The sequence below is a fragment of the Mycobacterium sp. NTMscope_Eco_3 genome, from assembly GCF_976985685.1.
Window position 1 is genome coordinate 3,258,742 of the sequence record NZ_CDRJYZ010000001.1, and the last position, 25,827, is coordinate 3,284,568.

Here is a 25,827-nt window from a genome sequence, read left to right on the forward strand (position 1 = left end):
GTCAGGCCTTCGCAGACGCCGCCTGCACGAAGCGCTCGTAGCCGTGCTCCTCGAGCTGGTCGGCCAATTCGGGGCCGCCGGCTTCGACGATGCGCCCGCCGACGAACACGTGGACGAACTGCGGCTGGATGTAGCGCAGGATGCGGGTGTAGTGGGTGATCAGCAGGACGCCGCCATGCTCGGCTTCGGCGTAGCGGTTCACACCCTCACTGACCACCCGCAGCGCGTCGACGTCCAAGCCGGAGTCGGTCTCGTCCAAGATGGCGATCTTGGGCTTGAGCAGCGACAGCTGAAGAATCTCGTGGCGCTTCTTCTCACCACCGGAAAAGCCTTCGTTCACACTGCGTTCGGAGAACGCCGGATCGATCCCCAGGTCGTCCATCGCGGCCTTGACTTCCTTGACCCAGTGCCGCAGCTTCGGTGCCTCACCGCGCACCGCGGTGGCGGCCGAGCGCAGGAAGTTCGACATGGACACCCCGGTCACCTCGATCGGGTACTGCATCGCGAGGAACAGGCCGGCCCGGGCGCGTTCGTCGACGCTCATCGCCAGCACGTCCTGGCCGTCCAGCGTGATCGAACCGGACGTCACCTCGTACTTCGGGTGCCCGGCGATGGCATAGGACAGCGTGGACTTGCCCGACCCGTTGGGACCCATCAACGCATGCGTCTCCCCCGACTTCACCGTGAGGTCGACGCCCTTGAGGATTCCGATGGCGTCGGCTTCGTTGGTCCGCGCGACGCTGACGTGTAAGTCCTTGATTTCGAGTGTGGTCATCAGTTCTTGTTTCCTTCGGTCAGCTCAAGCTCGTGTTCGATGGCCTCGGCCAGGCGCTCACGCACGGCGGGCACGGCGATCTTCTGGATGATCTCGGCGAAGAAGCCGCGCACGATCAACCGCCGGGCCTGGTCTTCGGGGATGCCGCGAGCCCGTAGGTAGAACACCTGCTCGTCGTCGAATCGCCCTGTGGCACTGGCGTGTCCGGCGCCGACGATCTCACCGGTCTCGATCTCGAGGTTGGGCACCGAATCGGCGCGGGCACCGTCGGTGAGGATCAGATTGCGGTTGGTTTCGAAGGTGTCGGTGCCGGTCGCCTCGGCGCGGATCAGCACGTCGCCCACCCAGACGGCGTGTGCGTCCGGACGGTCGGATTCCGGATCCGCTTGCAGCGCACCCTTGTACAGCACGTCCGAGCGGCAATTGGGGTGCGCGTGGTCGACGAGCAGCCGGGATTCGATGTGCTGGCCGTCATCGGCGAAATAGGTGCCGAGCAGTTGAGCGTCGCCGCCGGCGGCGGTGAACCGCACCGTCGTCGACGTGCGCACCAGGTCTCCCCCGAGCGTCACGTTGACGTGGCCGAGCACCGAATCCTTGCCCAGCCGTGCGTGATGCGCGCTGACGTTGACCATGTCGTCGGCCCAGTCGGCGATCCAGATCACCCCGAGCGCCGCCGAGTCCCCGACGATGACCTCGACGTTGTCGGCATACGTCCCACTGCCGCGCAGGTCGACGACCACGATGGCCCGCGCGAGTTCTTCGACGCGGATCTGCAGATGCCCGTAGGCGATCGCGCCCTCGCCCGGCCCGTTCACGACGATCTCGATGGGCTTGGCGACCTCGGTGTCACGCGCCACGGTCACCACCGTCGCGGAGTTGAACGACGAGAAGGCCTGGGCCGCAACGCGATCGGCGGGAACGCCGCCCTGGCCCAGCCGCTCGTCGCCCCGGCCGACGGTTTCGGTGCGCACACCCGGCTGGTTGGTGACGGTGATCTGCGCCTTGCCGGTGGCATGCGCCGAACCGTCGTGCAGGCCGCGCAGCCGGCGCAACGGGGTGAAGCGCCAGATTTCGTCGCGGCCGTGCGGGACCTCGAACGCGTCCACGTCGAAGGAGGAGAACAGCTCCCCCTTGTTCAACGCGGTAAGGGTCGATCCCTCAACCGCTTCGGTCAGATTCGTCACTAGCCGACCGCGCCTTCCATCTGGAGTTCGATCAGGCGGTTGAGCTCCAGCGCGTACTCCATCGGCAGCTCTTTGGCGATCGGTTCGACGAAGCCGCGCACCACCATCGCCATCGCCTCGTCCTCGGTCAGGCCGCGGCTCATCAGGTAGAAGAGCTGGTCCTCGCTGACCTTGGACACGGTGGCCTCGTGCCCCATCGTGACGTCGTCCTCGCGGATGTCGACGTACGGGTAGGTGTCGCTGCGGCTGATCGTATCGACCAGCAGCGCATCGCATTTCACGCTCGAACGCGATCCGTGGGCGCCCTTGTTCACCTGCACGAGGCCGCGATACGAGGCGCGGCCCCCGCCGCGCGCCACCGACTTGGACACGATGTTGCTCGACGTGTTGGGCGCCAGGTGCAGCATCTTGGCGCCGGTGTCCTGGTGCTGGTCTTCGCCGGCGAACGCCACCGAGAGCACCTCGCCCTTGGCGTACTCGCCGGTCATCCAGACCGCCGGGTACTTCATGGTGACCTTGGATCCGATGTTGCCGTCGACCCACTCCATCGTCGCGCCGGCCTCGGCGCGGGCGCGCTTGGTGACCAGGTTGTACACGTTGTTCGACCAGTTCTGAATGGTGGTGTAGCGAACGCGCGCATGCGGTTTCACGACGATCTCGACGACGGCCGAGTGCAGCGAGTCCGATTTGTAGATCGGCGCGGTGCAGCCCTCGACGTAGTGCACGTACGAACCTTCGTCGGCGATGATCAGCGTCCGCTCGAACTGGCCCATGTTCTCGGTGTTGATGCGGAAGTAGGCCTGCAGCGGGATGTCGACGTGCACGCCCGGCGGGACGTAGATGAACGAGCCGCCGCTCCACACCGCGGTGTTGAGTGCGGAGAACTTGTTGTCCCCCGCCGGGATCACGGTGCCGAAGTACTCCTGGAAGATCTCGGGGTGCTCGCGCAGACCGGTGTCGGTGTCGACGAAGATGACGCCCTGGGCCTCGAGGTCTTCGCGGATCTGGTGGTAGACGACCTCGGACTCGTACTGCGCCGCCACGCCGCCGACCAGGCGCTGCTTCTCCGCCTCGGGGATGCCCAGCCGGTCGTAGGTGTTGCGGATGTCCTCGGGCAGGTCGTCCCACGTCGCGGCCTGCTTTTCGGTGGAGCGCACGAAGTACTTGATGTTCTCGAAGTCGATGCCGTCGAGGTTCGAGCCCCACGTCGGCATCGGCTTGCGCTCGAAGATGCGCAGCGCCTTGAGCCGGGCCTGCAGCATCCACTCGGGCTCGCTCTTCTTCGCGGAGATGTCGCGGACCACCGCCTCGGACAGCCCGCGCTGGGCGCTGGCGCCTGCGACGTCGGAGTCGGCCCAGCCGTAGCCGTACCGCCCCAGGGAGGCGATCGCCTCTTCCTGGGTCAGCGGCGCGGTAGCCGTCTTGCTGGCCTCGGGTGTGAGTGTCATCGAGACGCTCCTTTGATGCTCGTGGTGTCGGTCATGTGGCGCGGGCTGGGCGCCGTGCTTGAAGCCTGGCTCTGCGTCAGGGGGACGTGCGTGGTGCAGGCGCAGTCGCCGTTGACGATCGTCGCCAAACGCTGGACATGGGTGCCCAGCACCTCGGCCATCGCCTGCTGTTCGGCCTCGCACAACTCGGGGAATTCCTCGGCGACGTGGGAGACCGGGCAGTGGTGCTGGCAGATCTGCACGCCGTGAATCGGCCCGCCGACCTGTGTGGTGCTGGCGACGTAGCCGGCCTTGGTCAACGCGGTGGCGATCCGTTCCGCGGCCGCCTCGACGTCGTCGTCCGCCGTGCTGTCGGCCGCGGTGACTTCGGTCAAGATGGCGTCGATCCGCTGCCGGGCGAACGCCTGAACCGCCTCTTCGCCGCCGATCTCGCGAAGCTGCCGCATCGCCGCCGCCGCCAAGTCGTCGTAGGCGTGGTCGAGCTTGGCCCGCCCGCCGGCGGTCAACCGGTACCGCTTCGCGGGACGCCCGCGTCCCGACTGCTGCCATGCCGCGGGCGCCGTGGCCTCGGCATCGCCCGCCTCGATCAGGGCGTCGAGGTGCCGGCGCACCCCGGCGGCCGCCAGGCCCAGCCGGTCACCGATCTCGCCGGCGGTGATCGTTCCGGATTCCAGCAGCAGGCGCACGATGGCGCGGCGGGTGTGACGATCCGCTGTGAGACCCGTGGCAGCGCCGACGTCGGGCGCGGCGGCACCATCGGGGCTGGTTCGGATTTTCACAACACCAGTGTGACGCAATTCCGACGATCGGTCTAGCAAGGGTCCCCTGTCTTAGGGTCGTGCTGGTCACACGAGCGATCGCCGCGGGTTCGGACCCGGCGGCTACGCTGCTGAAGATGTCAGCCCGCCACCACACGCTGAGCTCGTCGATCGCGAGTCTGCACGGCGACGAGCAAGCGGTGGGTTCGCCGCTGAACGATACCGAGCTCAGCGCGCTGCGACGCATCCGCCTGTTCGGCGCCAGCGGCACGATGCTGATGGCGATCGGCGCGCTGGGCGCCGGCGCCCGGCCCGTCGTGCAGGACCCGACGTTCGGGGTGCGGCTGCTCAACCTGCCGTCGCGCATCCAGACGGTGTCGTTGACGATGACGACGACGGGCGCGGTCATGATGGCGCTGGCCTGGCTGATGCTCGGCCGATTCGCGCTGGGCAACCGGCGGATGTCGCGCGGCGACCTGGACCGCACCCTGCTGCTGTGGGTGCTGCCGCTGCTGATCGCCCCCCCGATGTACAGCAAGGACGTCTACTCCTATCTGGCGCAGAGCCAGATCTCCCTGGAGGGACTCGACCCGTACCGGGTCGGCCCGGCCTCGGGCCTGGGCCTGTCCCACATCTTCACCCTCTCGGTGCCGACCCTGTGGCGCGAGACGCCCGCCCCCTACGGCCCGCTGTTTCTGTGGATGGGGCGCGGCATTTCGGCGATCACCGGGGAGAACATCGTCGCCGCGGTGCTGTGTCACCGGCTGGTGGAGCTGCTCGGCGTCGGACTGATCGTGTGGGCGACACCGCGGCTGGCCCGGCGCTGCGGCGTCGCCGAGGTCAGCGCGCTGTGGCTGGGCGCGGCCAACCCGCTGCTGATCATGCATCTGGTGGCCGGCGTGCACAACGAGGCGCTGATGCTGGGCCTGATGCTGGCCGGGGCCGAATTCGCGCTGCGCGGCGTCTCAGACGTCAAAGCCCCGCGCCTGCTGCCCCACTCCTTGAAGCCGGGTCCCGACTGGGAACCGCTGGGCATGCTGCTGGTCGGCGCCGTCCTGATCACGCTGTCGTCGCAGGTGAAGCTGCCGTCGCTGCTGGCGCTGGGCTTCGTCACGGTCGCGCTGGCCTACCGGCGGGGAGGAAACCTGCGTGCCCTGCTGTTGACGGGCGGCGGCATGGCGGCGCTGTCGCTGGCGGTGATGGCCGTCGTCGGCTGGGCCAGCGGGCTCGGCTTCGGCTGGATCTACACGCTGGGCACCGCCAACGTGGTGCGCAGCTGGATGTCGCCGCCGACGCTGCTGGCGCTCGGCACCGGGCAGGTGGGCATCCTGCTGGGCCTGGGCGATCACACCACCGCGGTGCTGGGGCTGACCCGTGCGATCGGCGTGCTGATCATCACGGTCATGGTGACGTGGCTGCTGCTGGCCGTCTTCCGCGGCAGGCTGCACCCGATCGGCGGCCTCGGCGTCGCGCTGGGCATCTGCGTGCTGCTGTTTCCCGTCGTGCAGCCCTGGTATCTGCTGTGGGCGATCATCCCGCTGGCCTGCTGGGCCACCCGCACCGGCTTCCGGCTGGCGGCGATCGTCATCAGTCTCGTCGTCGGCATCTTCGGCCCGACCGCCAACGGCGACCGGTTCGCGCTGTTCCAGATCGTGGACGCCACGTTGGCCAGCACCGTCATCGTGGTGTTGCTCATCGCGGTGACCTACACCCGGTTGCCGTGGCGGAGCCCGCCGGCGCAGCCGCGGGAACCCGTCGGCGCAGAGCCCGTCGACCCGGCGTCGCCCGCGCAGCCTGCCGAGACCCCGCGACCGGCGCCGGCCCATGACGCCTACGCTGATTCCACGTGAGCCGCGCCGACGACCCAGCCGCGCGCCGCATGAGCGGCGCCTATGAGCAGGGGCGGCGCCCGTGAACTCGGACGTTCCTGAAGTAGTCGTGCGACTGCGCGGCGTGAGCAAGCACTACGGATCCGGCGGGGCTGTCGTGGAGGCCGTCTCCGATCTCGACCTGGAAGTGCACGCCGCCGAGGTGCTGGCCCTGCTCGGCCCCAACGGCGCCGGTAAGACCACGACGGTCGAGATGTGCGAGGGCTTCGTGCGCCCGGACGCCGGCACCATCGAGGTGCTCGGCCTGGACCCGATCGCGGACAACGCGCGGCTGCGCGCGCGGATAGGCGTGATGCTGCAGGGCGGCGGCGGCTACCCCGCGGCCCGCGCCGGCGAGATGCTCGACCTGGTGGCCGCCTACGCCGCCGACCCGCTGGACCCGGCGTGGCTGCTGGACACGCTGGGCCTCACCGACGCCGCGCGCACCACCTACCGGCGGCTCTCCGGCGGGCAGCAGCAACGGCTCGCGCTGGCGTGCGCGCTGGTCGGGCGGCCCGAACTGGTGTTCCTCGACGAGCCCACCGCGGGCATGGACGCCCACGCCAGGCTGCTGGTGTGGGAGCTGATCGACGCGCTGCGCCGCGACGGCGTGACGGTGGTGCTGACCACCCACCAGCTCAAGGAGGCCGAGGAGCTCGCCGACCGGATCGTCATCATCGACCGCGGGGCGACGGTGGCCTCGGGCACGCCCACGGAGCTGATGCGCAGCGGCGCCAAGGACCAGTTGCGGTTCAGCGCGCCGCCGCGGCTCGACCTGTCGCTGTTGTCCGCCGCGCTGCCCGAGGATTACAAGGCCACGGAGGTGACGCCGGGCGAGTACCTGGTCGAGGGCCCGGTCGACCCGCAGGTGCTGGCGACGGTCACGGCGTGGTGTGCCCGGATCGACGTGCTGGCCACGGACATGCGCGTCGAGCAACGCAGCCTCGAGGACGTGTTCCTCGACCTCACCGGCAGGAAGTTGCGGCCATGAGCGAATCACCGTTCCCCGCGGGCACTTTCGCCCCCGACCCGCGGCCCAGCGCGGTGCCGAGAATGCTCGCCGCGCAGTTCGGCCTGGAGCTCAAGCTGTTGCTGCGCAACGGCGAACAGCTGCTGCTGACCATGTTCATCCCGATCACGCTGCTGGTCGGGCTCACGCTGCTGCCGCTCGGCTCGTTCGGCCAGCACCGCGCCGCCACCTTCACCCCGGTCATCATGGCGCTGGCGGTGATCTCGACCGCGTTCACCGGGCAGGCGATCGCGGTCGCCTTCGATCGCAGGTACGGCGCGCTCAAGCGGCTCGGGGCCACCCCGCTTCCGGTGTGGGGCATCATCGCGGGCAAGTCCCTGGCCGTCGTCACGGTGGTGTTCTTGCAGGCAATCCTGTTGGGCGCCATCGGTTTTGCGCTCGGTTGGCGACCCGCCCTGATCGCGTTGGCGCTGGGCGCGGGGGTCATCGCGCTGGGCACCGTGGTGTTCGCGGCCCTCGGCCTGCTGCTCGGCGGGACGCTGCGGGCCGAGATCGTGCTCGCGGTCGCCAACCTGATGTGGTTCGTCTTCGCCGGCCTGGGCGCGCTGACCGTGGAAACCGACATGATTCCGACGGCGGTGAAATGGGCGGCCCGGCTGACCCCGTCGGGCGCGCTCACCGAGGCGCTGTCGCAGGCGATGACGATGTCGGTGGACTGGTTCGGGGTGATCGTCCTGGCGGCGTGGGGTGCGCTGGGCGCGCTGAGCGCGCTGCGCTGGTTCCGGTTCACCTGACGGGTGCTCGGCGACGCCGGGCGTACTACGGCATGTAGTTTTCGGTGCCTTAGGATCGGGCCGTGCTTGGACGAACGCTGTGGCGGCTGGTGGACCTGCTCCCCAATCCCAGTTTGGGCGTCCAGCGGCTGATCGCCGTGGCCGTCATCCTGACCCAGGGCGGCATCGCCATCACCGGCGCGATCGTGCGCGTCACCGCCTCGGGACTGGGCTGCCCCACCTGGCCGCAGTGCTTTCCGGGCAGCTTCGTCCCGGTGGCCCACGCCGAGGTGCCGCGCATCCACCAGGCCGTCGAATTCGGCAACCGGATGGTCACCTTCGCCGTGGTGATCACCGCGGCGCTGGCCGTGCTCGCGGTGACCCGGGCCCGGCGTCGCCGCGAGGTCCTGGTCTATGCGTGGTTGATGCCGGTGTCGACCGTCGTGCAGGCGGTCATCGGCGGGATCACCGTGCGCACCGGGCTGCTGTGGTGGACGGTGGCCATCCACCTGCTGACGTCGATGACGATGGTGTGGCTCGCGGTGCTGCTCTACGTCAAGATCGGCGAGCCCGACGAGGCAGCCGTGCGCGTGCTGATCCCTACGCCGCTGCGCGCATTGACCGCGCTCTCCGGCGTGAACCTGGCCGCGGTGCTGGTCACCGGCACATTGGTGACGGCCGCCGGCCCGCATGCGGGTGACCGCAGCGCCACCCGGACCGTGCCGCGACTCAAGGTCGAAGTCGCCACCCTGGTGCACGTGCACTCGTCGCTGCTGGTCGCCTACCTGGCGCTGGTCGTGGGGCTGGGCTTCGGGCTGCTGGCGGTGCGCGCCACCCGCCCGGTGCTGCGGCGACTCGGGGTGCTGCTCGTCCTGCTGTGCGCGCAGGCCGCCGTCGGCACCGCCCAGTACTACACCGGTGTCCCCGCCGCGCTGGTCGCCCTGCACGTCGCGGGGGCGGCCGCATGCACCGCGGCCACCGCGGCGCTATGGGCCTCCATGCGAGAACGGGCCGAGCCCGAGCCGCTCGCAGCCTGATTCGACCTCCACGGCGAACCGGCGCTGGGCGAGCTCGCGGGTGGCGGCGTCCAGGCGGCGCCAACCCAGCTGCGGCGCAACGAGATCCAGTCCCACCAGCCGGGTACCGGCCACGTCGGCGCGCGCGTACAGCAGCTCCCGTGCGCCGATCCCGGCGCGGCGGGCGGCCGCCGCGAGCGCCGCATAGCCGAGATCCCAGGATTCGAACTCCGGCTCGCCCGGCCAAGCGTGCGATTGCTCCCCGCCCAGAAAGATCAAGGCCGACCGCGCCGTCGCGCCGGGGTCCGTCGGGACCCCGTCGTCCTCGAGGTCGCGCAGATACCGCTCATCGATATTCCAGGCGACCGCGTCGGGCGGGTTGAGCAGGTGGCGCGTCCGCCGGGTCCAGGCCAGGAATTCGACACGTCGGTCCGGCTCGACCGGGGCGGCCCGCAGGATCACCAGGTCGGCCTGGGCGGTTCCCGGATCGTCCCAGGGCAGCCAGCGCGCGTGCAGGCCCCGGCGGCGCAGGGCGGGCACCAGCCCGGCGTCGTCGGGTTCGCCGCCGCGCCCCGCCAGCACGATGCGGGGATGGAAGACGTCCGGACGAGCGAGCTTCATGCCCGGGCATGATAAGCACATGCACGCAATCGAAGTCGGCGAAACCGGTGGCCCCGAGGTACTGCGCTACGTCGATACTCCACAACCTTCGCCCGGTCAGGGTGAGGTGCTGATCAAGGCCGAGGCCATCGGCGTCAACTACATCGACACGTATTTCCGCTCGGGGCAGTATCCGCGCCAGGTGCCGTTCATCCTCGGCCAGGAGATGAGCGGCACGGTGGTAGACACCGGAGAGGGCGTCGACGGTGTCACCGCGGGCGACCGGGTGGTGACCGCCGCGGCGTCCGGCGGTTACGCCGAATATGCCACCGCCCCAGCCTCTTTCACCGCCCCGGTGCCCGACGGCGTCCCCGCCGAAGTGGCGGCCTCGGCGCTGCTGAAGGGCCTGACCGCCCACTACCTGTTGAAGTCGGTGTATCCGGTGCAGGCGGGCGACACGGTGCTGGTGCATGCGGGCGCGGGCGGGGTCGGCCTGATCCTGACGCAGTGGGCGCGCCTGCTCGGCGCGCGGGTGATCACGACGGTCTCGACCCCGGAGAAGGCGCGGATGTCGGCGAACGCCGGCGCCGACGAGGTGCTGCCCTACCCCGACGACGCCGACGAGTTCGGCGACCGGATCCGCGCGTTGACCGACGGAGCCGGGGTGGCCGCGGTGTACGACGGCGTGGGGGCGACCACGTTCGACGCCAGCCTGGCGAGCCTGGCCGTGCGGGGCACGCTCGCGTTGTTCGGCGCGGCCAGCGGGCCCGTCCCGCCGTTCGATCCGCAGCGCCTCAACGCCGCCGGCTCGGTGTTTTTGACCCGGCCGTCGCTGACGCATTTCGTCCGCACCGGGCAGGAATTCAGCTGGCGGGCAGAGGAATTGTTCGCCGCGATCGCCGGCGGCGAGATCACCGTGGAGGTCGGCGGGCGCTACCCGCTGGCCGACGCGGCCCGCGCCCACCGGGATCTGCAGGGCCGCAAGACGACGGGCTCGATCGTGCTGGTGCCGTAACTCCCCTGGCGGCTAGAACAGGTGCGGCAGCCCGATGGCCGAGTCGATCGCCAATGCGCAGAACACCACCGCCAGGTAGTTGTTCGATTGCAGGAACAGCCGCAGCGGCTTGACCGGCTCACCGGCGCGCACCCCCGCGTACAGCTGATGCGCCATGGCCAGGAACCACACCCCGGCCACCGCGGCGACCGCCGCGTACAGCCAGCCGGTCGCCAGCGCCAGCGCCAGCGTGGCCAGCACGGTCAGCCAGGTGTAGATCAGGATCTGCTTGGTCACCTGGCGCTCGGTCGCAACGGCCGGCAGCATCGGGACGCCCGCCGCTTTGTAGTCGTCCTTGTAGCGCATCGCCAGCGCCCAGGTGTGCGGCGGCGTCCAGAAGAAAATGATGGCGAACATCACCAGCGCCGGCCAGCCGATGGTGTTCGTCACGGCCGACCAGCCGATCATCACCGGCATGCAGCCGGCCGCGCCGCCCCACACGACGTTCTGCGAGGTGCGGCGCTTGAGCAGCAGCGTGTAGACGAACACATAGAAGGCGATCGTCGCCAGGGCCAGCAGCCCCGACAGCAGGTTCGTCGTCCACCACAGCCAGAAGAACGACCCGACCGTCAGCACCAGCCCGAACACCAGGGCGTTGCGGGTGGGCACCGCGGCCCGCGCCAGCGGCCGGCGCGCGGTGCGCTTCATCACCTTGTCGATATCCGCGTCGGCCACACAGTTCAGCGTGTTCGCGCCGCCGGCGGCCAGCATTCCGCCGATCAGCGTGTTCACGATCAGCAGCGGATTGACCGTCCCGCGCTGGGCGAGCAGCATCGCCGGGATCGCGGTCACGAGCAGCAGCTCGACGACCCGCGGCTTGGTCAGCGCCAGATAAGCCAGCACCGTGCCTTGTACCCGGCTTGGCAATCGGCTCGGCGCGGCGCGCCCGCGAACGCTCACGCAATAACTCCTCGGGGTCGCAGCGGCGCGCAGCATCTACTACAGACGATGGTAGACCGAGTAGCGGCGATGCCTCGCCCGTGGGTCGGTTCCCGCAGACTTTTCCCAGATTTCCGAACTGAATGTTAATGGCTTTCGACGGACGCGTAATTTTCACACCTGCCGGCCGCGGGTACCCGAAATCCTGCTCTGCAAGAGCCGGCCCTCCCGCACTAGGGTGGGATTGATCAGCTCGATGACCCAAGGACTGAGTCTGTGACGACACTCGAAGAGATCTCCACGCTGACCCAACCGCATCTCCCGGACGACTGGTCCGAACTCGACTCGGCTGCCGTCGACACTGTTCGGGTGCTGGCCGCCGACGCGGTGCAGAAGGTTGGCAACGGCCACCCCGGGACGGCGATGAGCCTGGCTCCCCTGGCGTACACGCTGTTCCAGCGGACGATGCGCCACGACCCCAGCGACGCCCACTGGCTGGGCCGCGACCGGTTCGTCCTGTCCTGCGGGCACAGCAGCCTGACGCTGTACCTGCAGCTGTACCTGGGCGGCTTCGGCCTGGAGCTCTCCGACATCGAATCGCTGCGCACCTGGGGATCCAAGACCCCCGGGCACCCGGAGTTCCGGCACACCAAGGGCGTCGAGATCACCACCGGCCCGCTCGGGCAGGGCCTGGCATCCGCGGTGGGCATGGCGATGGCCGCCCGCTACGAGCGCGGACTGTTCGACCCCGACGCCGCCCCGGGCAACAGCCCGTTCGACCACTTCATCTACGTGATCGCCTCCGACGGCGACATCGAAGAGGGCGTCACCTCCGAAGCCTCGTCGCTGGCGGCCGTCCAGCAACTGGGCAACCTCATCGTTTTCTACGACCACAACCAGATTTCGATCGAGGACGACACCAACATCGCGTTGTGCGAGGACACCGCCGCGCGCTACGAGGCCTACGGCTGGCACGTGCAGAAGGTCGAGGGCGGCGAGAACGTCGTCGCCATCGAGGAGGCCATCGCGGCCGCCAAGGCCGTCACCGACCGGCCGTCGTTCATCGAGTTGCGCACCATCATCGGCTATCCCGCGCCGAAGCTGATGAACACCGGCAAGGCGCACGGCGCGGCGCTGGGCGACGAGGAGGTCGCCGCCGTCAAGAAGATCCTCGGCTTCGACCCGGACAAGAACTTCGAGGTGCGCGACGAGGTGATCGCCCACACCCGCAAGCTGGTCGACCGCGGCAAGGAGGCGCACGAGAAGTGGCAGGCGGATTTCGACGCCTGGGTGCAGCGCGAGCCCGACCGCAAAGCGCTGCTGGACCGGTTGACCGCCGAGGAACTGCCCGACGGCTGGGATGCCGACATCCCGCACTGGGAGCCGGGGTCCAAGGACCTGGCCACCCGCGCGGCCTCCGGCAAGGTGCTCTCCGCGCTGGGGCCGAAACTGCCCGAGCTGTGGGGCGGCTCGGCCGACCTGGCGGGCAGCAACAACACCACCATGGATGACGTCAAATCCTTTGGCCCGCCGTCCATTTCGACGAAGGACTACACCGCCGACTGGTATGGGCGCACGCTGCACTTCGGTGTTCGCGAGCACGCGATGGGCGCGATCCTGTCCGGCATCGTGCTGCACGGCCCCACCCGCGCGTACGGCGGCACGTTCCTGCAATTCTCCGACTACATGCGCCCCGCGGTGCGGCTGGCCTCGCTGATGGACATCGACACCATCTACGTGTGGACGCACGATTCCATCGGGCTCGGCGAGGACGGGCCCACCCACCAACCGATCGAGCACCTCGCGGCGTTGCGCGCCATCCCCAAGCTGTCGGTGGTGCGCCCGGCCGACGCCAACGAGACCGCGCACGCCTGGCGCACGATCCTGGCCCGCGGCAACGGCAGCGGCCCGGTGGGGCTGATCCTGACCCGCCAGGGCGTGCCGGTGCTCGAGGGCACCAGCGCCGACGGTGTCGCCCGAGGCGGTTACATCCTGGCCTCCGACGGTGAGGAGGCCGGCCAGGACCCCGACGTGGTTCTGATCGCGACCGGCTCGGAGGTCCAGCTCGCCGTCGAGGCGCAGAAGTTGTTGGCGGACAAGGACATTGTCGCGCGGGTGGTCTCCATGCCGTGCGTCGAATGGTTCGAGTCCCAGCCCGACGACTACCGCGACAGCGTGCTGCCCCCGTCGGTGTCGGCCCGGGTGGCCGTCGAGGCCGGCGTCGCGCAGAGCTGGCACAAGCTGGTCGGTGACACCGGGAAGATCGTTTCGATCGAGCACTACGGCGAATCCGCCGACTACAAGACCTTATTCCGTGAATTCGGCTTCACTGCCGAAGCCGTCGCTGCCGCCGCGGAACAAGTAGTGGATAACTGAGGAAAGGGTAATTCACATGACCGCTCAGAACCCGAATCTGGCGGCGCTGTCCGCCGCCGGCGTATCCGTCTGGCTCGATGACCTGTCGCGTCAGCGACTGGAGTCGGGCAACCTGCAGGAGCTGATCGACACCAAGAGCGTCGTCGGCGTGACCACCAACCCGTCGATCTTCCAGAAGGCGTTGGCGGAGGGCGATTCCTACGAAGGCCAGATCGCCGAACTGGCCGAGCGCGGCGCCGACGTCGATGCCACCATCCGCACCGTCACCACCGACGACGTCCGCAACGCGTGCGACGTGCTCAAGCGGGAGTGGGAGGCCTCCGACGGCGTCGACGGACGGGTGTCCATCGAGGTCGACCCGCGGCTGGCCGCCGAGACCGAGAAGACCACCGCGCAGGCCGTCGAGCTGTGGAAGATCGTCGACCGGCCGAACCTGTTCATCAAGATTCCGGCGACCAAGGCCGGCATTCCGGCGATCACCGCCGTTCTGGCGGAAGGCATTTCGGTCAACGTCACATTGATCTTCTCCGTCGAGCGGCACCGCCAGGTGATGGACGCCTACCTGGCCGGCCTGGAGAAGGCGCGTGAGGCGGGACATGATCTGTCCAAGATCCATTCCGTCGCATCGTTTTTCGTGTCCCGGGTGGACACCGAGGTCGACAAGCGGCTGGAAAAGATCGGGTCCGACGATGCCAAGGCGCTGCTCGGCAAGGCCGGGGTCGCTAACGCCCGCTTGGCCTACGCGGCCTACCAGGAGGTGTTCGAGGGCGGCGAGCGTTACCAGGCGCTCAAGGCCGACGGGGCCCGGGTGCAGCGCCCGCTCTGGGCGTCGACCGGAGTCAAGAACCCCGACTACTCCGACACCCTCTATGTCACCGAGCTGGTGGCGCCCAACACGGTGAACACCATGCCGGAGAAGACGATTGACGCGGTCGCCGACCACGGCGACATCAAGGGCGACACGGTCACCGGCACCGCCGGGGATGCCCAGGCGGTGTTCGACAAGCTGGACCAGATCGGCATCGACTTGACCGACGTCTTCAGGGTGTTGGAGGACGAGGGCGTGGAGAAGTTCGTGGATTCGTGGACCGAGCTGCTGGAGGAAACGCAGAAGCAGCTGGGTTCCGCCTCCAAATGAGCCCAGCCCGCACCGCGCAACAATGGCATAACCCGTTACGGGACAAGCGCGACAAGCGGCTGCCGCGCATCGCGGGGCCGTGCGGGATGGTCATTTTCGGTGTCACCGGCGATTTGGCGCGCAAGAAGGTCATGCCCGCCATTTACGACCTGGCCAACCGCGGGCTGCTACCGCCCAGCTTCTCGCTCGTGGGCTTCGCCCGCCGGGATTGGAGCACGCAGGATTTCGGCAAGGTGGTGTACGAGGCTGTCAAGGAACACTGCCGCACTCCCTTCCGGGAGGAGAACTGGGAGCGGCTGGCCGCGGGATTCCGTTTCGTGCCAGGCGCTTTCGACGACGATGAGGCGTTCGGCCGGCTCGCCGAGACCCTGGACAAGCTGGACGCCGAGCGGGGCACGGGCGGCAATCACGCCTTCTATCTGGCCATCCCGCCGAAGTCCTTCCCGGTCGTGTGCGATCAGCTGCACAGGTCCGGCCTGGCCCGCCCGCAGGGCGAGCGGTGGAGCCGGGTGGTCATCGAGAAGCCGTTCGGCCACGACCTGGAGAGCGCGCAGGCGCTGAACCAGTCCGTCAACGCCGTCTTCCCCGAGGAGTCGGTGTTCCGGATCGACCACTACCTGGGCAAGGAGACGGTCCGCAACATCCTGGCGCTGCGGTTCGCCAACCAGCTGTTCGACCCGATCTGGAACGCGCACTACGTCGACCACGTGCAGATCACCATGGCCGAGGACATCGGCCTGGGCGGCCGCGCCGGCTATTACGACGGTATCGGCGCCGCGCGCGACGTCATCCAGAACCATCTGATGCAGCTGCTGGCGCTGACCGCCATGGAAGAGCCGGTCAGCTTCAGCCCCAGGGCGTTGCAGGCCGAGAAGATCAAGGTGCTCTCGGCGACGCAGCTCGCCGAGCCGCTCGACGAGACCACCAGCCGCGGCCAGTACGCCGCGGGCTGGCAGGGCGGCGAGAAGGTGGTCGGGCTGCTCGACGAAGAGGGATTCGCCAAGGACTCGACCACCGAGACGTTCGCCGCCATCACGCTCGAGGTGGACACCCGCCGCTGGGCGGGCGTGCCCTTCTACCTGCGAACCGGAAAACGGTTGGGCCGCAGGGTGACCGAGATCGCCCTGATCTTCAAGCGCGCACCGCACTTGCCGTTCGACGCGACCATGACCGACGAACTGGGCACCAACGCCATGGTGATCCGTGTGCAGCCCGACGAGGGCGTCACGCTGCGGTTCGGCTCCAAGGTGCCGGGCACCGCGATGGAGGTGCGCGACGTCAACATGGACTTCTCCTACGGCTCGGCGTTCGCCGAGGAATCGCCGGAGGCCTACGAACAGTTGATCCTTGACGTGCTGCTGGGTGAGCCGTCGCTGTTTCCGGTCAATGAAGAGGTCGAATTGGCTTGGCAGATACTCGATCCCGTGCTGGATAACTGGGCGGCCGGCGGCAAGCCCGAGCCGTACGAGGCGGGCACCTGGGGCCCGGACTCGGCGTTCGAGATGCTGCACCGCACGGGCCGGGAATGGCGGCGCCCGTGATACGCGCCGTGACGATGCAGAGCGCAGCGATGAGGAGGAGCGGCGCCCGTGATAATTGACATGCCGGACGCCACCACCACCGCCGTCAACAAGAAACTCGATGAACTCCGCGAGAGGGTCGGCGCCGTCGCGATGGGCCGGGTCCTGACGCTGATCATCGCGCCGGACAGCGAGGAGATCCTCGAGGAGTCGCTGCAGGCGGCCAACGACGCCAGCCACGAACACCCCAGCCGGATCATCGTCACGATGAGGGGAAATCCGTACGCGGACAAGCCCCGCTTGGACGCACAGCTACGCGCCGGCGGCGATACCGGCGCCAGCGAGGTCGTGGTGCTGCGGCTCTCGGGCGCGCTGTCCGGCCACGCCGCCAGCGTCGTCACCCCGTTCCTGCTCCCCGACATTCCGGTGGTGGCCTGGTGGCCCGACGTCGCGCCGGCGGTCCCCGCACAGGATCCGTTGGGCCGGTTGGCGATTCGGCGCATCACCGATGCGACCAACGGGGTCGACCCGCTGGCGGCGATCAAGAGCCGACTGCCCGGGTACACCGCGGGTGACACCGATCTCGCCTGGGCGCGCATCACCTATTGGCGGGCGCTGCTCACCTCCGCGGTCGACTTGACGCCGCACGAACCGATCGAGTCGGCGCTGGTGTCCGGTTTGGCCACCGAACCGGCCCTCGACGTCCTGGCGGGGTGGCTGGCCAGCCGGATCGACGGCCCGGTGCGCCGGGCGGTCGGCGAGCTCAAGATCGAATTGACGCGCAGCAGCGAGACCATCGTGTTGAGCCGCCCGCAAGAAGGCAGGACGGCCACGCTGAGCCGGACGTCGCGGCCGGACGCCCTGCTTCCGTTGGCGCGCAGGGAAACCGGCGAGTGCCTCGCCGAAGACCTGCGTCGCCTGGATCCCGACGAGATTTACCAAACCGCGCTGGAAGGCATTGAGAAAGTGCAATACGTGTGAGCACCAGCATCGAAATCTTCCCGGACAGCCAGGCCCTGGTCGTCGCGGCGGCCACGCGACTGACCGACACCATCGCGAACGCCGTCGCGGCCCGGGGGCGCGCGCTCGTCGTGCTGACCGGCGGCGGCAACGGCATCGGGCTGTTGCAGTCGCTCGTGGACCGACCCATCGAGTGGTCGAAGGTGCACCTGTTCTGGGGCGACGAACGCTACGTCCCCGAGGACGACGACGAACGCAACGACAAGCAGGCGCGGGCCGCGTTGCTCGACCATGTGGACATTCCGTCCAGCCAGGTGCACCCGATGCCGGCCAGCGACGGCGAATTCGGCGGCGATCTCGCCGCGGCGGCCCTGGCCTACGAGCAACTGCTGGCTGCCAACGCCGCGCCCGGTCAGCCGGTGCCGAACTTCGATGTGCACCTGCTGGGCATGGGCCCCGAGGGCCACATCAACTCGCTGTTCCCGGACACCCCGGCCGTGCTCGAAACCACCCGCATGGTGGTATCGGTCGACGACTCCCCCAAGCCGCCGCCGCAACGAATCACCTTGACGCTGCCCGCCATTGCGCGTTCCCGCGAAGTCTGGCTGATGGTGTCGGGCGCGGGGAAGGCCGACGCCGCGGCGGCGGCCATCGGTGGCGCCGCACCGGTCTCGGTGCCGGCCGCCGGGGCGATCGGGCTGGACACCACGCTGTGGCTGCTCGACGAGGACGCCGCGTCCAAGCTGCCGTCGGACCCGTCCGGCGTGGCCTGACGCGATTCCTGCCGCGGGGTTCCCGGCGGGCCCGTCCGGGTCATAATGGCGGTCATGGCAGACAGAACCGTGCGCGGGGGGCAAGAGCGAAGCCGGATCAAGACGCTCACCCAGGCCGCGTTGAACGCGGACAAGACGGTGGAGCAGGTCGAAGACGTCCTCGACGGTTTGAGCAACACCATGAAAGAGCTCAGCAGTTCCCTGTCAGCGCTGAACGCCACGGTGGAACGCCTGGAAGCCGGCCTGGACCACCTGGACGGCACCATGGCGAGCCTGGACGACTTGGCCAAGCGGTTGATCGTGCTGGTCGAACCCGTGGAAGCCATCGTCGCGCGGATCGACGAGATGGTGAAGGTGGGCGAGACCATGATGTCGCCGCTGTCGATCACCGAGCACGCGGTGCGCGGTCTGATGGACAGGCTGCGCAACCGGACCGCCCAATAGGCGGCCGTCGGGACCCCTGATGGCCACGTTGCTGCTGCACCATTCCGCCTTCGCCGCCCATCGGACCGCCCCCGGGCATCCGGAGCGGCCGGACCGCTACCGCGCGGTGGAAGCGGCGCTGCGACGGCCCCAGTTCGACGCGCTGGTGCGCGAGACGGCCGAGCCGGCCGATCCGGGGGCCACGCGCTACGTGCACTCCAACCGCTACGTGGACGCGCTGGAGGCGGCGCGTCCCGAGCACGGCTACGTCTATCTCGACGGCGGCGACACCATGATGGAGCCCTCGACGTGGGAGACGGCGTTGCGCGGGGTGGGCGCCACGCTGCGGGCGGTGGACCAGGTGCTGGCCGGCGACGTGCAAAACGCGTTCGTCGCGTGCCGGCCCCCGGGCCATCACGCCGAAACCGAGCGCGCCATGGGCTTCTGCCTGTTCAACAACATCAGCATCGGCGCGCGCCACGCGCAGCGCAAACACGGGCTGATGCGGGTCGCCATCGTCGATTTCGACGTCCATCACGGCAACGGAACGCAACAGATCTTCTACAACGACCCGAGCGTGCTCTACGCGTCGACGCATCAGATGCCGCTGTTTCCCGGCACCGGTGCGGCGCGGGAAACCGGGGTCGGCAACATCTTCAACGCGCCGCTGGCGCCCGGCGACGGCGGCGCCGAACTACGCGCCGCCTTTGCCGACCGGATACTGCCCGCGCTGCACGCCTTTTCGCCCGAACTGATCATCGTGTCCGCCGGGTTCGACGCACACGAGCGCGATCCGCTCGGCTCACTGACCATGACGACCGACGACTTCGCCTGGGTCACCAGGGAATTGATGAAGTCGGCGGAGACGCTGTGCGACGGCCGGCTGGTGGCGGTGCTCGAAGGCGGTTATGACCTGCAAGCTTTGGCCGATTCGGTCACCGCGCACGTCGGCGAGCTGGTGAAAGGCTGAGCCCTCCCCCGGTCAGCTCGCCTTTTTCTCGTGCATCTCGGGGGCCGGGCCGCCGACCGGCGTCGCCGACTTCATGATGTCCTCGATCGCGGCGAGGTCCGCGTCAGACAGCGTGACGTCGGCCGCACCGGCGCTGTCCTGCAGGTAGGTGACGTGTTGCGCGCCCATGATGGCGGTGTGCACGCCGGGTTGCGCGAGCGTCCAGGCGATGGCCAACTGGCTCGTCGTGACGCCGAGGTCGATGGCCAAATGGCTCAGGTCATCAACGACTTTCAGGTTGCGCAGATAATCCTCGCCGGTGAAGATGGGACTCTTGCCGCGCCAGTCGCCAGCGGCAAAGCTGGTGTCGGGCTTCATGGTTCCCGTGAGCAGGCCGTGCGCCAACGGTCCGTACACCATCACCCCGATGTCGTGGGCGTGGCAATAGGGCAGCAGGTCGGATTCGATGTCACGGCGGAACAGGTGGTACGGCGGCTGCACCGCTTCCACCGGAAGCGTGGCCGAGAGTTCCTCTATCTGGGTCGTGTCGTAGTTCGACACACCGACATGCCGAATCTTGCCCTCCGACACCAGTTCTGCGAGCGCTTCACCCGTCTCAGCCGCTGGAGTCGTGGGATCCGGCCAGTGCACCAGGTAGAGATCGATGTAATCCACACCCAGCGCGCGGAGGCTGGACTCGACACCACTGCGCAGGTACTCGCGGCTGGCGTCGCGGACCAGTCCGGTTTCGGTTTTGCGCAACCCGCCTTTGGTGGCGATCACCAGCTCGTCGCGGGCCCGCGCGAAATCGGCGCGAAGGGCCTTGCCGAGAATGCGCTCGGATTCCCCGAACCCGTATTGCTGGGCGGTATCGAAAAAGTTGATCCCCAGGTCACGCGCGCGATGGATCATGGTGATCGCGGCGTCCTCGTCGGCTTGGCCCCAGTCGCTGCTGAACGCCCAGGTACCAAAGGCCAACCGGGAAACCTCAAGTCCCGTCTTGCCGAATGTGATGGATTTCAAATGCCAACCTCCCCCGTTGGATAGTCGTCCCTGCGTGCGCGGCCCGCGCAGGCAAGCCACGACTCAACCATAACGACGCCGACACCGCGTGCCGCAACACCGGTGGTCAGCGCGGAAAGTGCGCGCGTCGTCAGCCGCTGTTACGCAGCGCGCTGGCCAGCCCGTTCATCGTCAGCAAAATCCCGCGCTGCACCAGTTCGTCGTCGTCGCCGGAACGGTAGCGGCGCAGCAACTCCACCTGGAGATGGTTGAGCGGTTCGAGATAGGGGAAGCGGTTGAACACCGACCGCGCCAGCGCGGGGTTGTCGGCGAGCAAGTTGTCCTGCCCGGTGATCAGCTTGTGCATGGCGATGGTTCGCCGGTGCTCGTCGACGATCTTGTCGAAAACCCGGCGCCGTAACTCCTCGTCGTCGACCAATTCGGCGTAGCGAGCCGCGAGGCCGAGGTCGCTCTTGGCCAGCACCTGAGCCAGATTGGACAGCACGCTGCGGAAAAACGGCCACCGCTGGTACAGGTCGTGCAGGATGCCCACCCGCTCGGACTCGCTCTGCGGCCCCGCGGCGATCCACTGCTCGAATGCCGACCCGGTGCCGTACCAGCCGGGCAGCATGACCCGCGACTGACTCCACGCCAGCACCCACGGGATGGCGCGCAGGTCCGAGATCGACTCGGTGGGTTTGCGGGACGTCGGACGGCTTCCGATATTCAGCGAGCCGATCTCGCTGACCGGTGTGGAGGCCATGAAGTAGTCGACGAAACCCGGTGTGTCGTGCACCAATTCGGCATAGGCGCGCTGGGCCAGCACGGCCACCTCGTCGAGCACCGTGTACGCCGGTTCCGCGGCGTCGCCCAGGCCCTCGACGTCCAGCAGCGTGGACTCCAGCGTGGCGGCCAGCAGGCTTTCCAGGTTGCGTTGCGCCACTTGCGGTTCGGCGTATTTGGCGGCGATCACCTCGCCCTGCTCCGTCAGGCGCAGCGAGCCGTTCACCGCGCCGGGCGGCTGCGCCAGGATCGCCTCGTAGCTCGGCCCGCCGCCGCGGCCGACGGTGCCGCCGCGACCGTGGAAGAGCCGCAACCGGATTCCGGTTTTGCGCGCCACTTCCACCAGCGCCAGCTCGGCCCGGTACACCGCCCAGCTGGACGCCAGATATCCGCCGTCCTTGTTGGAGTCCGAATACCCGAGCATCACTTCCTGGCTGTCGTCGCGGGCGGCCACCAGCGCCCGGTAGATCGGAAGTTCCAGCATCGCGTGCAGGATCGCCGCGCCGTTGTGCAGATCGTCGATGGTCTCGAACAGCGGGGAAATGCCCACCGGGCAGTACGGCGCATCCCCGGACGCATCGATCAGCCCCGCCTCTTTGAGCAGGATCGCGGCCTCGAGGACATCGGAGACCGAACGGCACATGGAGATCACGTAATTGGGGACGGCGGACGGTCCGTAGCGCTTGATGGCGTGCGCGGCCGCGCGCACCACTCCGAGCTCGGCGCGGGCCAGGTCGGACAGCTGCGCGTCGTCCCCGACCAGCGGGCGGCGGGTGCCCAGCTCGGCCGCCAACAGCTCGACGCGCTCGTCTTCGGGCAGCGAACGGTAGTCCGGGTGCACGCCGGCCCACGCCAGCAGCTCGCAGACCACCTCTTCGTGCGTGTCGGAGTTTTGCCGCATGTCCAGGCCGCACAGGTGAAACCCGAAGACCCGCACGCCTTCTCGTAGCAGCGCCAGGCGATCGTCGGCCAGCAGCGCGCTGCCGTGGCCGCGCAGCGACTCGTCGATCGTGTCGAGATCGGCCCCCAGTTGGGCCGGGGTTTCATACGGCGGCAGCCCCAGATCCAGCACCTGCTGCGGCGTGCGGTCCAGGATGGCGGCGCTCGTCGCGCTGAGCCGGCCGCGGATCACCCGCACCGCCCGCCGGTACGGTTCGTCGGCGCGGGCTTTCTCGCCGCAGCCCTCGGCCAGTTCGGCCAGCGCGGGGGTGACCGAGACCAGGCGCGCCGACATCGACAGATCCTGTTCCAGCGCGGTCAGCTCGGCCAGGTAGTGCGCCAGTGCGGTGAACGCGGCGCTGCCGGTGGCCTGGCGCACCACATCGGCCGTCACGTTCGGATTGCCGTCGCGGTCCCCGCCGATCCAGGACCCCGGCTGCAGGATCGGCCCGTTCAGCAGGTCGGCGTCGGGCCAGCGGGCCCGCAGGGCGTTGCGGACCTCGGCGTTGACCTGCGGGATCACCTTGAAGAACGCGGCGGCGTAGTAGCGCAGACCCACCTCGATCTCGTCGGTGATCTGCAGCCGGGACAACCGGATCAGCGCGGTCTGCCACAGCGTGAGGACCTGGCGGCGCAACTCGAGTTCGATGTTGCGACCCTCGTCGGTGTCGGCGTGCCCCTCGGCGTGCAGCCGCATCAGCTCGGTGATCCGGTGCTGAGTGACGAAGACGGTGCGCCGGCGGGTCTCGGTGGGGTGGGCGGTGATCACCGGGGCGACCACGGCGCCCTTCAGCGCGTCGGCAACCGTGCCCGAATCGAGTTGTGCCTCATCGAGTTTGGCGTAGGTGGCGGCCAGGGTGCTGTCCTGCGGCGGTTCGCCGGCGGCGATGTGGACCGCGCGGCGGCGCTCGCGGTGGATGTCTTCGGCGACGTTGGCCAGCAGCGCGAAGTGGCTGAACGCGCGGATGACCGGGACGGCCTGGTGGATGTCGATACCGTCGAACATCTGGGACATCTGCGCCCGGTCGATTTCGGAGCGCCGCACCCGGAACGATTCCACCCGGGCGCGTTCGACGAGCTCGAAGACCTCGTTCCCGTTCTGCTCGCGCACGGTATCGCCCAGGATGGCGCCCAGCAGGCGGATGTCGGCCCGCATCGGCTCGGTCGCCTCGCGCCCCACCAGGGTGCGCTGGACGGCGCCGATGGGTTCGAGCGTGCTGTCGGAGACTTCGGAGGCGTCAGCCATGCGTCCCAGTATCGACGCGGTGCTCGTTCGCGGCGAAAGTGAAATTCACGACGCATCGCCTGCGGGTCGCGTCGTAGATTTCACACTCGGCGTTGTGGCGAGGCGCGGTCAGCGGTACTTGATCAGCAGCGCCATGCCGACGATGCACACCAGCCAGATGGCGGTGATGAAATACGTCAGCCGGTCCAGGTTTTTTTCCACCACGGTGGACCCGGACAGGCTGGACTGGACGCCACCACCGAACAGCGTGGACAGGCCGCCACCTTTGGCGCGGTGCAGCAGCACCAGCAGCACCACCAGGATGCTGGTGACGACCAGCGTGATCTGCAAAGCCAACTGCATGACGGCCAGCCTACCGGTGCCGACGCCGCATCACGGCAGGGGCCCACCGGCGGCGATGGCCGCCAGCGTCGCGAATTGCTCGCCGTCCAGCGACGCCCCGCCGACCAGACCGCCGTCGATGTCGTCGCGGGCGATGAGCTCGCCGATGTTCTTGGCGTTGACCGAGCCGCCGTAGAGCACCCGCACGGCCTCGGCGACCTTCGGCGAGGCGAGGGACGCCAACTCCTTGCGGATCGCCGCGCACACCTCCTGGGCGTCGGCGGCGCTGGCCACCCGCCCGGTGCCGATCGCCCACACCGGCTCGTAGGCGATGACGACCTTGCCGATCTGTTCGGCGGAGAGCCCGGCCAGCGACCCGCGCAGCTGCTCCTCGCAGTGAATGACGTGGTTTCCGGCCTCGCGGACATCAAGGTGCTCGCCGATGCAGACGATCGGGGTCAGTTCGTGCTTGAGCGCCGCGGCGGTCTTGGCGGCGACGACGGTGTCGTCCTCGTGGTGGTACGTCCTGCGCTCGGAGTGCCCGACGACGACGAACGTGCAGCCCAGCTTGGCCAGGAAGGCGCCGCTGACCTCGCCGGTGTAGGCGCCGGCGTCGTGCTGGGACAGGTCCTGCCCGCCGTAGGTCAGCCGCAGCTTGTCGCCGTCGACCAGGGTCTGCACGCTGCGCAGGTCGGTGAACGGCGGCAGCACCGTGACGTCGACCTTGTCGTAGTACTTGTCCGGCAGCGCGAACGCGATCTTTTGCACCAGCGCGATCGCCTCGAAGTGGTTGAGGTTCATCTTCCAGTTGCCGGCGATCAGTGGCTTGCGGCTCACGCTGCGCCTCCAGTCGGTTGCGGACGGTCCAGTACCTCGACACCCGGAAGCGTCTTGCCCTCAAGGTATTCCAGCGACGCTCCCCCACCGGTGGAGATGTGCGAGAAGTCGCCTTCCGGGATGCCCAGCGCGCGCACGGCCGCCGCCGAGTCCCCGCCGCCGACCACGCTGAAGGCGCCCTTGCCGGTCGCGGTGGCGATCGCTTCGGCGACGCCCTTGGTGCCCGCGGCGAACGCCGGGAACTCGAACACGCCCATCGGCCCGTTCCAGAAGACGGTCTCGGCGTTGGACAGCAAGGTGGCGAACCGTTTGACCGATCCGGGCCCGATGTCCAGACCCATCAGGTCGTCCGGGATGGCGTCGGCGGCGACGGTCTGCGGTGTCGCGTCGGCGGCGAACTTGTCGGCCACCACGATGTCCACCGGGAGCCGCAGCACGTCGACGTAGGTGTCCAGCAGCCGCCGGCAGGTGTCCACCATCTCGGTCTCCAGCAGAGACTTGCCAACTGAAAAGCCTTGCGCGGCAAGGAAAGTGAAGCACATGCCGCCGCCGATGACGATGCTGTCGGCCTTGGTGGCCAGCGACTCGATGACCCCGAGCTTGTCGGACACCTTCGACCCGCCGAGCACCACGGCGTAGGGGCGTTTGGTGGAGCTGGTCAGCTGCTGGAGCACCTGGATCTCCTCGGCCACCAGCGTGCCGGCGTAGTGCGGCAGCAGGGTCGCGATGTCGTACACGGACGCCTGCTTGCGATGCACCACGCCGAAGCCGTCGGAGACGAAAGCGCCTGTGGGCCCGACCAATTCGGCGAGCTGGCGGGCGAGGGCGAGCCGCTCGGCGTCGTCCTTGCTGGTCTCGCGGGCATCGAAGCGGATGTTCTCCAGTAGCAGGACGTCGCCATCGGTCAGCCCCTCGGCGCGGGCCAGCGCGTCAGTACCGACGACATCCCCGGCCAACTGCACGTGGCGGCCCAGCTGCTCGGAGAGCGCCGCGGCGACCGGCGCCAGCGACAGCTTCGGGTCCGGCCCGTCCTTGGGACGCCCGAGGTGCGCGGTGACCACCACCTTGGCGCCCGCCTCGACGAGTGCCTTCAGCGTCGGCACCGAGGCGGTGATCCGCCCGGGGTCGGTGATCTTGCCGTCATCGAGCGGCACGTTCAGGTCCGAGCGCACCAGCACGCCTCGGCCCGAAACCCCCTCGCCGAGAAGGTCTTTGAGCGTGTGGACGGCCACGGG

22 protein-coding genes and 1 pseudogene are annotated in these 25,827 nt (G+C 68.7%); 12 read left to right on the forward strand and 11 right to left on the reverse strand.

Annotated elements, in window-relative coordinates; genetic code table 11:
• Nucleotide 1: 1 nt before the first annotated feature.
• The 4 genes and pseudogenes from sufC to AC0KTM_RS14670 form a co-directional block, all read right to left on the reverse strand.
• Nucleotides 2-775, reverse strand: a complete 774-nt coding sequence (gene sufC / locus AC0KTM_RS14655; RefSeq protein WP_008258094.1) for a Fe-S cluster assembly ATPase SufC — start codon at nucleotides 773-775, stop codon at nucleotides 2-4.
• Nucleotides 775-1,959, reverse strand: a complete 1,185-nt coding sequence (gene sufD / locus AC0KTM_RS14660) for a Fe-S cluster assembly protein SufD (protein WP_472415986.1) — start codon at nucleotides 1,957-1,959, stop codon at nucleotides 775-777. Before sufD ends, sufC begins: the two co-directional genes overlap by 1 nt.
• Nucleotides 1,959-3,407 carry a Fe-S cluster assembly protein SufB gene (gene sufB / locus AC0KTM_RS14665; protein ID WP_225328631.1) on the reverse strand — a complete coding sequence of 483 codons (1,449 nt, stop codon included), beginning with the start codon at nucleotides 3,405-3,407 and terminating at the stop codon, nucleotides 1,959-1,961. The genes sufD and sufB overlap by 1 nt, the downstream gene beginning before the upstream one ends.
• A pseudogene (locus tag AC0KTM_RS14670) lies at nucleotides 3,404-4,256 on the reverse strand (helix-turn-helix transcriptional regulator). The gene sufB and the pseudogene AC0KTM_RS14670 overlap by 4 nt, the downstream one beginning before the upstream one ends.
• A 46-nt stretch (nucleotides 4,257-4,302) precedes the next feature.
• Here AC0KTM_RS14670 and mptB point away from each other — a divergent pair.
• The 4 genes from mptB (at nucleotide 4,303) to AC0KTM_RS14690 (ending at nucleotide 8,813) form a co-directional block, all read left to right on the forward strand.
• Nucleotides 4,303-6,015, forward strand: a complete 1,713-nt coding sequence (gene mptB / locus AC0KTM_RS14675) for a polyprenol phosphomannose-dependent alpha 1,6 mannosyltransferase MptB (RefSeq protein WP_374109698.1) — start codon at nucleotides 4,303-4,305, stop codon at nucleotides 6,013-6,015.
• A 61-nt stretch (nucleotides 6,016-6,076) separates the two neighbouring features.
• Complete coding sequence (locus tag AC0KTM_RS14680; RefSeq protein WP_225328629.1) at nucleotides 6,077-7,024, forward strand: ABC transporter ATP-binding protein; 948 nt, start codon at nucleotides 6,077-6,079, stop codon at nucleotides 7,022-7,024.
• Nucleotides 7,021-7,797: an ABC transporter permease gene (locus AC0KTM_RS14685; protein ID WP_225328628.1), complete on the forward strand. Its 777-nt coding sequence runs from the start codon at nucleotides 7,021-7,023 to the stop codon at nucleotides 7,795-7,797. The genes AC0KTM_RS14680 and AC0KTM_RS14685 overlap by 4 nt, the downstream gene beginning before the upstream one ends.
• A gap of 62 nt (nucleotides 7,798-7,859) precedes the next feature.
• Nucleotides 7,860-8,813, forward strand: coding sequence for a COX15/CtaA family protein (locus AC0KTM_RS14690; protein ID WP_472415989.1), 954 nt, complete (start codon nucleotides 7,860-7,862; stop codon nucleotides 8,811-8,813).
• Here AC0KTM_RS14690 and AC0KTM_RS14695 read toward each other — a convergent pair.
• A complete protein-coding gene (locus AC0KTM_RS14695; RefSeq protein WP_472415991.1) occupies nucleotides 8,763-9,413 on the reverse strand; it encodes a hypothetical protein in 651 nt (216 codons plus the stop codon). The genes AC0KTM_RS14690 and AC0KTM_RS14695 overlap by 51 nt on opposite strands.
• A gap of 19 nt (nucleotides 9,414-9,432) precedes the next feature.
• Here AC0KTM_RS14695 and AC0KTM_RS14700 point away from each other — a divergent pair, with 19 nt between their 5' ends.
• Nucleotides 9,433-10,407 (forward strand): quinone oxidoreductase family protein, encoded by a 975-nt coding sequence (locus AC0KTM_RS14700; protein WP_472415993.1) that lies wholly within the window; start codon nucleotides 9,433-9,435, stop codon nucleotides 10,405-10,407.
• Between the two features lie 12 nt (nucleotides 10,408-10,419).
• On the opposite strand, the gene AC0KTM_RS14705 is transcribed toward AC0KTM_RS14700, so the two are convergent.
• A complete protein-coding gene (locus AC0KTM_RS14705; protein ID WP_238956253.1) occupies nucleotides 10,420-11,346 on the reverse strand; it encodes a heme o synthase in 927 nt (308 codons plus the stop codon).
• 255 nt (nucleotides 11,347-11,601) lie between these two features.
• On the opposite strand from AC0KTM_RS14705, the gene tkt reads away from it, so the two are divergent.
• The 7 genes from tkt to AC0KTM_RS14740 are packed head-to-tail and all read left to right on the forward strand — an operon-like array spanning nucleotide 11,602 to nucleotide 19,485.
• Nucleotides 11,602-13,701 (forward strand): transketolase, encoded by a 2,100-nt coding sequence (gene tkt, locus AC0KTM_RS14710; RefSeq protein WP_472415995.1) that lies wholly within the window; start codon nucleotides 11,602-11,604, stop codon nucleotides 13,699-13,701.
• 16 nt (nucleotides 13,702-13,717) lie between these two features.
• Nucleotides 13,718-14,839 (forward strand): transaldolase, encoded by a 1,122-nt coding sequence (gene tal, locus AC0KTM_RS14715; protein WP_225328622.1) that lies wholly within the window; start codon nucleotides 13,718-13,720, stop codon nucleotides 14,837-14,839.
• Nucleotides 14,836-16,380: a glucose-6-phosphate dehydrogenase gene (zwf, locus tag AC0KTM_RS14720; protein WP_225328621.1), complete on the forward strand. Its 1,545-nt coding sequence runs from the start codon at nucleotides 14,836-14,838 to the stop codon at nucleotides 16,378-16,380. The genes tal and zwf overlap by 4 nt, the downstream gene beginning before the upstream one ends.
• 48 nt (nucleotides 16,381-16,428) lie before the next feature.
• A complete protein-coding gene (gene opcA / locus AC0KTM_RS14725) occupies nucleotides 16,429-17,340 on the forward strand; it encodes a glucose-6-phosphate dehydrogenase assembly protein OpcA (protein ID WP_008258116.1) in 912 nt (303 codons plus the stop codon).
• Nucleotides 17,337-18,092 (forward strand): 6-phosphogluconolactonase, encoded by a 756-nt coding sequence (pgl, locus tag AC0KTM_RS14730; RefSeq protein WP_472415998.1) that lies wholly within the window; start codon nucleotides 17,337-17,339, stop codon nucleotides 18,090-18,092. Before opcA ends, pgl begins: the two co-directional genes overlap by 4 nt.
• Before the next feature lie 45 nt (nucleotides 18,093-18,137).
• Nucleotides 18,138-18,536, forward strand: a complete 399-nt coding sequence (locus AC0KTM_RS14735; RefSeq protein WP_225328618.1) for an ATPase — start codon at nucleotides 18,138-18,140, stop codon at nucleotides 18,534-18,536.
• Between the two features lie 19 nt (nucleotides 18,537-18,555).
• A complete protein-coding gene (locus AC0KTM_RS14740; protein WP_472416000.1) occupies nucleotides 18,556-19,485 on the forward strand; it encodes a histone deacetylase family protein in 930 nt (309 codons plus the stop codon).
• 12 nt (nucleotides 19,486-19,497) lie between these two features.
• On the opposite strand, the gene AC0KTM_RS14745 is transcribed toward AC0KTM_RS14740, so the two are convergent.
• The 5 genes from AC0KTM_RS14745 to AC0KTM_RS14765 form a co-directional block, all read right to left on the reverse strand.
• The gene (locus AC0KTM_RS14745; protein ID WP_472416002.1) at nucleotides 19,498-20,487 is read right to left on the reverse strand and encodes an aldo/keto reductase; all 990 of its coding nucleotides are present in this window, start codon (nucleotides 20,485-20,487) and stop codon (nucleotides 19,498-19,500) included.
• A 130-nt stretch (nucleotides 20,488-20,617) separates the two neighbouring features.
• Complete coding sequence (ppc, locus tag AC0KTM_RS14750) at nucleotides 20,618-23,434, reverse strand: phosphoenolpyruvate carboxylase (RefSeq protein WP_472416004.1); 2,817 nt, start codon at nucleotides 23,432-23,434, stop codon at nucleotides 20,618-20,620.
• 108 nt (nucleotides 23,435-23,542) lie between these two features.
• Nucleotides 23,543-23,776 carry a preprotein translocase subunit SecG gene (gene secG / locus AC0KTM_RS14755; protein WP_065027059.1) on the reverse strand — a complete coding sequence of 78 codons (234 nt, stop codon included), beginning with the start codon at nucleotides 23,774-23,776 and terminating at the stop codon, nucleotides 23,543-23,545.
• A gap of 30 nt (nucleotides 23,777-23,806) precedes the next feature.
• A complete protein-coding gene (gene tpiA / locus AC0KTM_RS14760; protein ID WP_238956261.1) occupies nucleotides 23,807-24,592 on the reverse strand; it encodes a triose-phosphate isomerase in 786 nt (261 codons plus the stop codon).
• A complete protein-coding gene (locus AC0KTM_RS14765) occupies nucleotides 24,589-25,824 on the reverse strand; it encodes a phosphoglycerate kinase (RefSeq protein ID WP_014380462.1) in 1,236 nt (411 codons plus the stop codon). Before AC0KTM_RS14765 ends, tpiA begins: the two co-directional genes overlap by 4 nt.
• Between the last annotated feature and the right edge of the window lie 3 nt (nucleotides 25,825-25,827).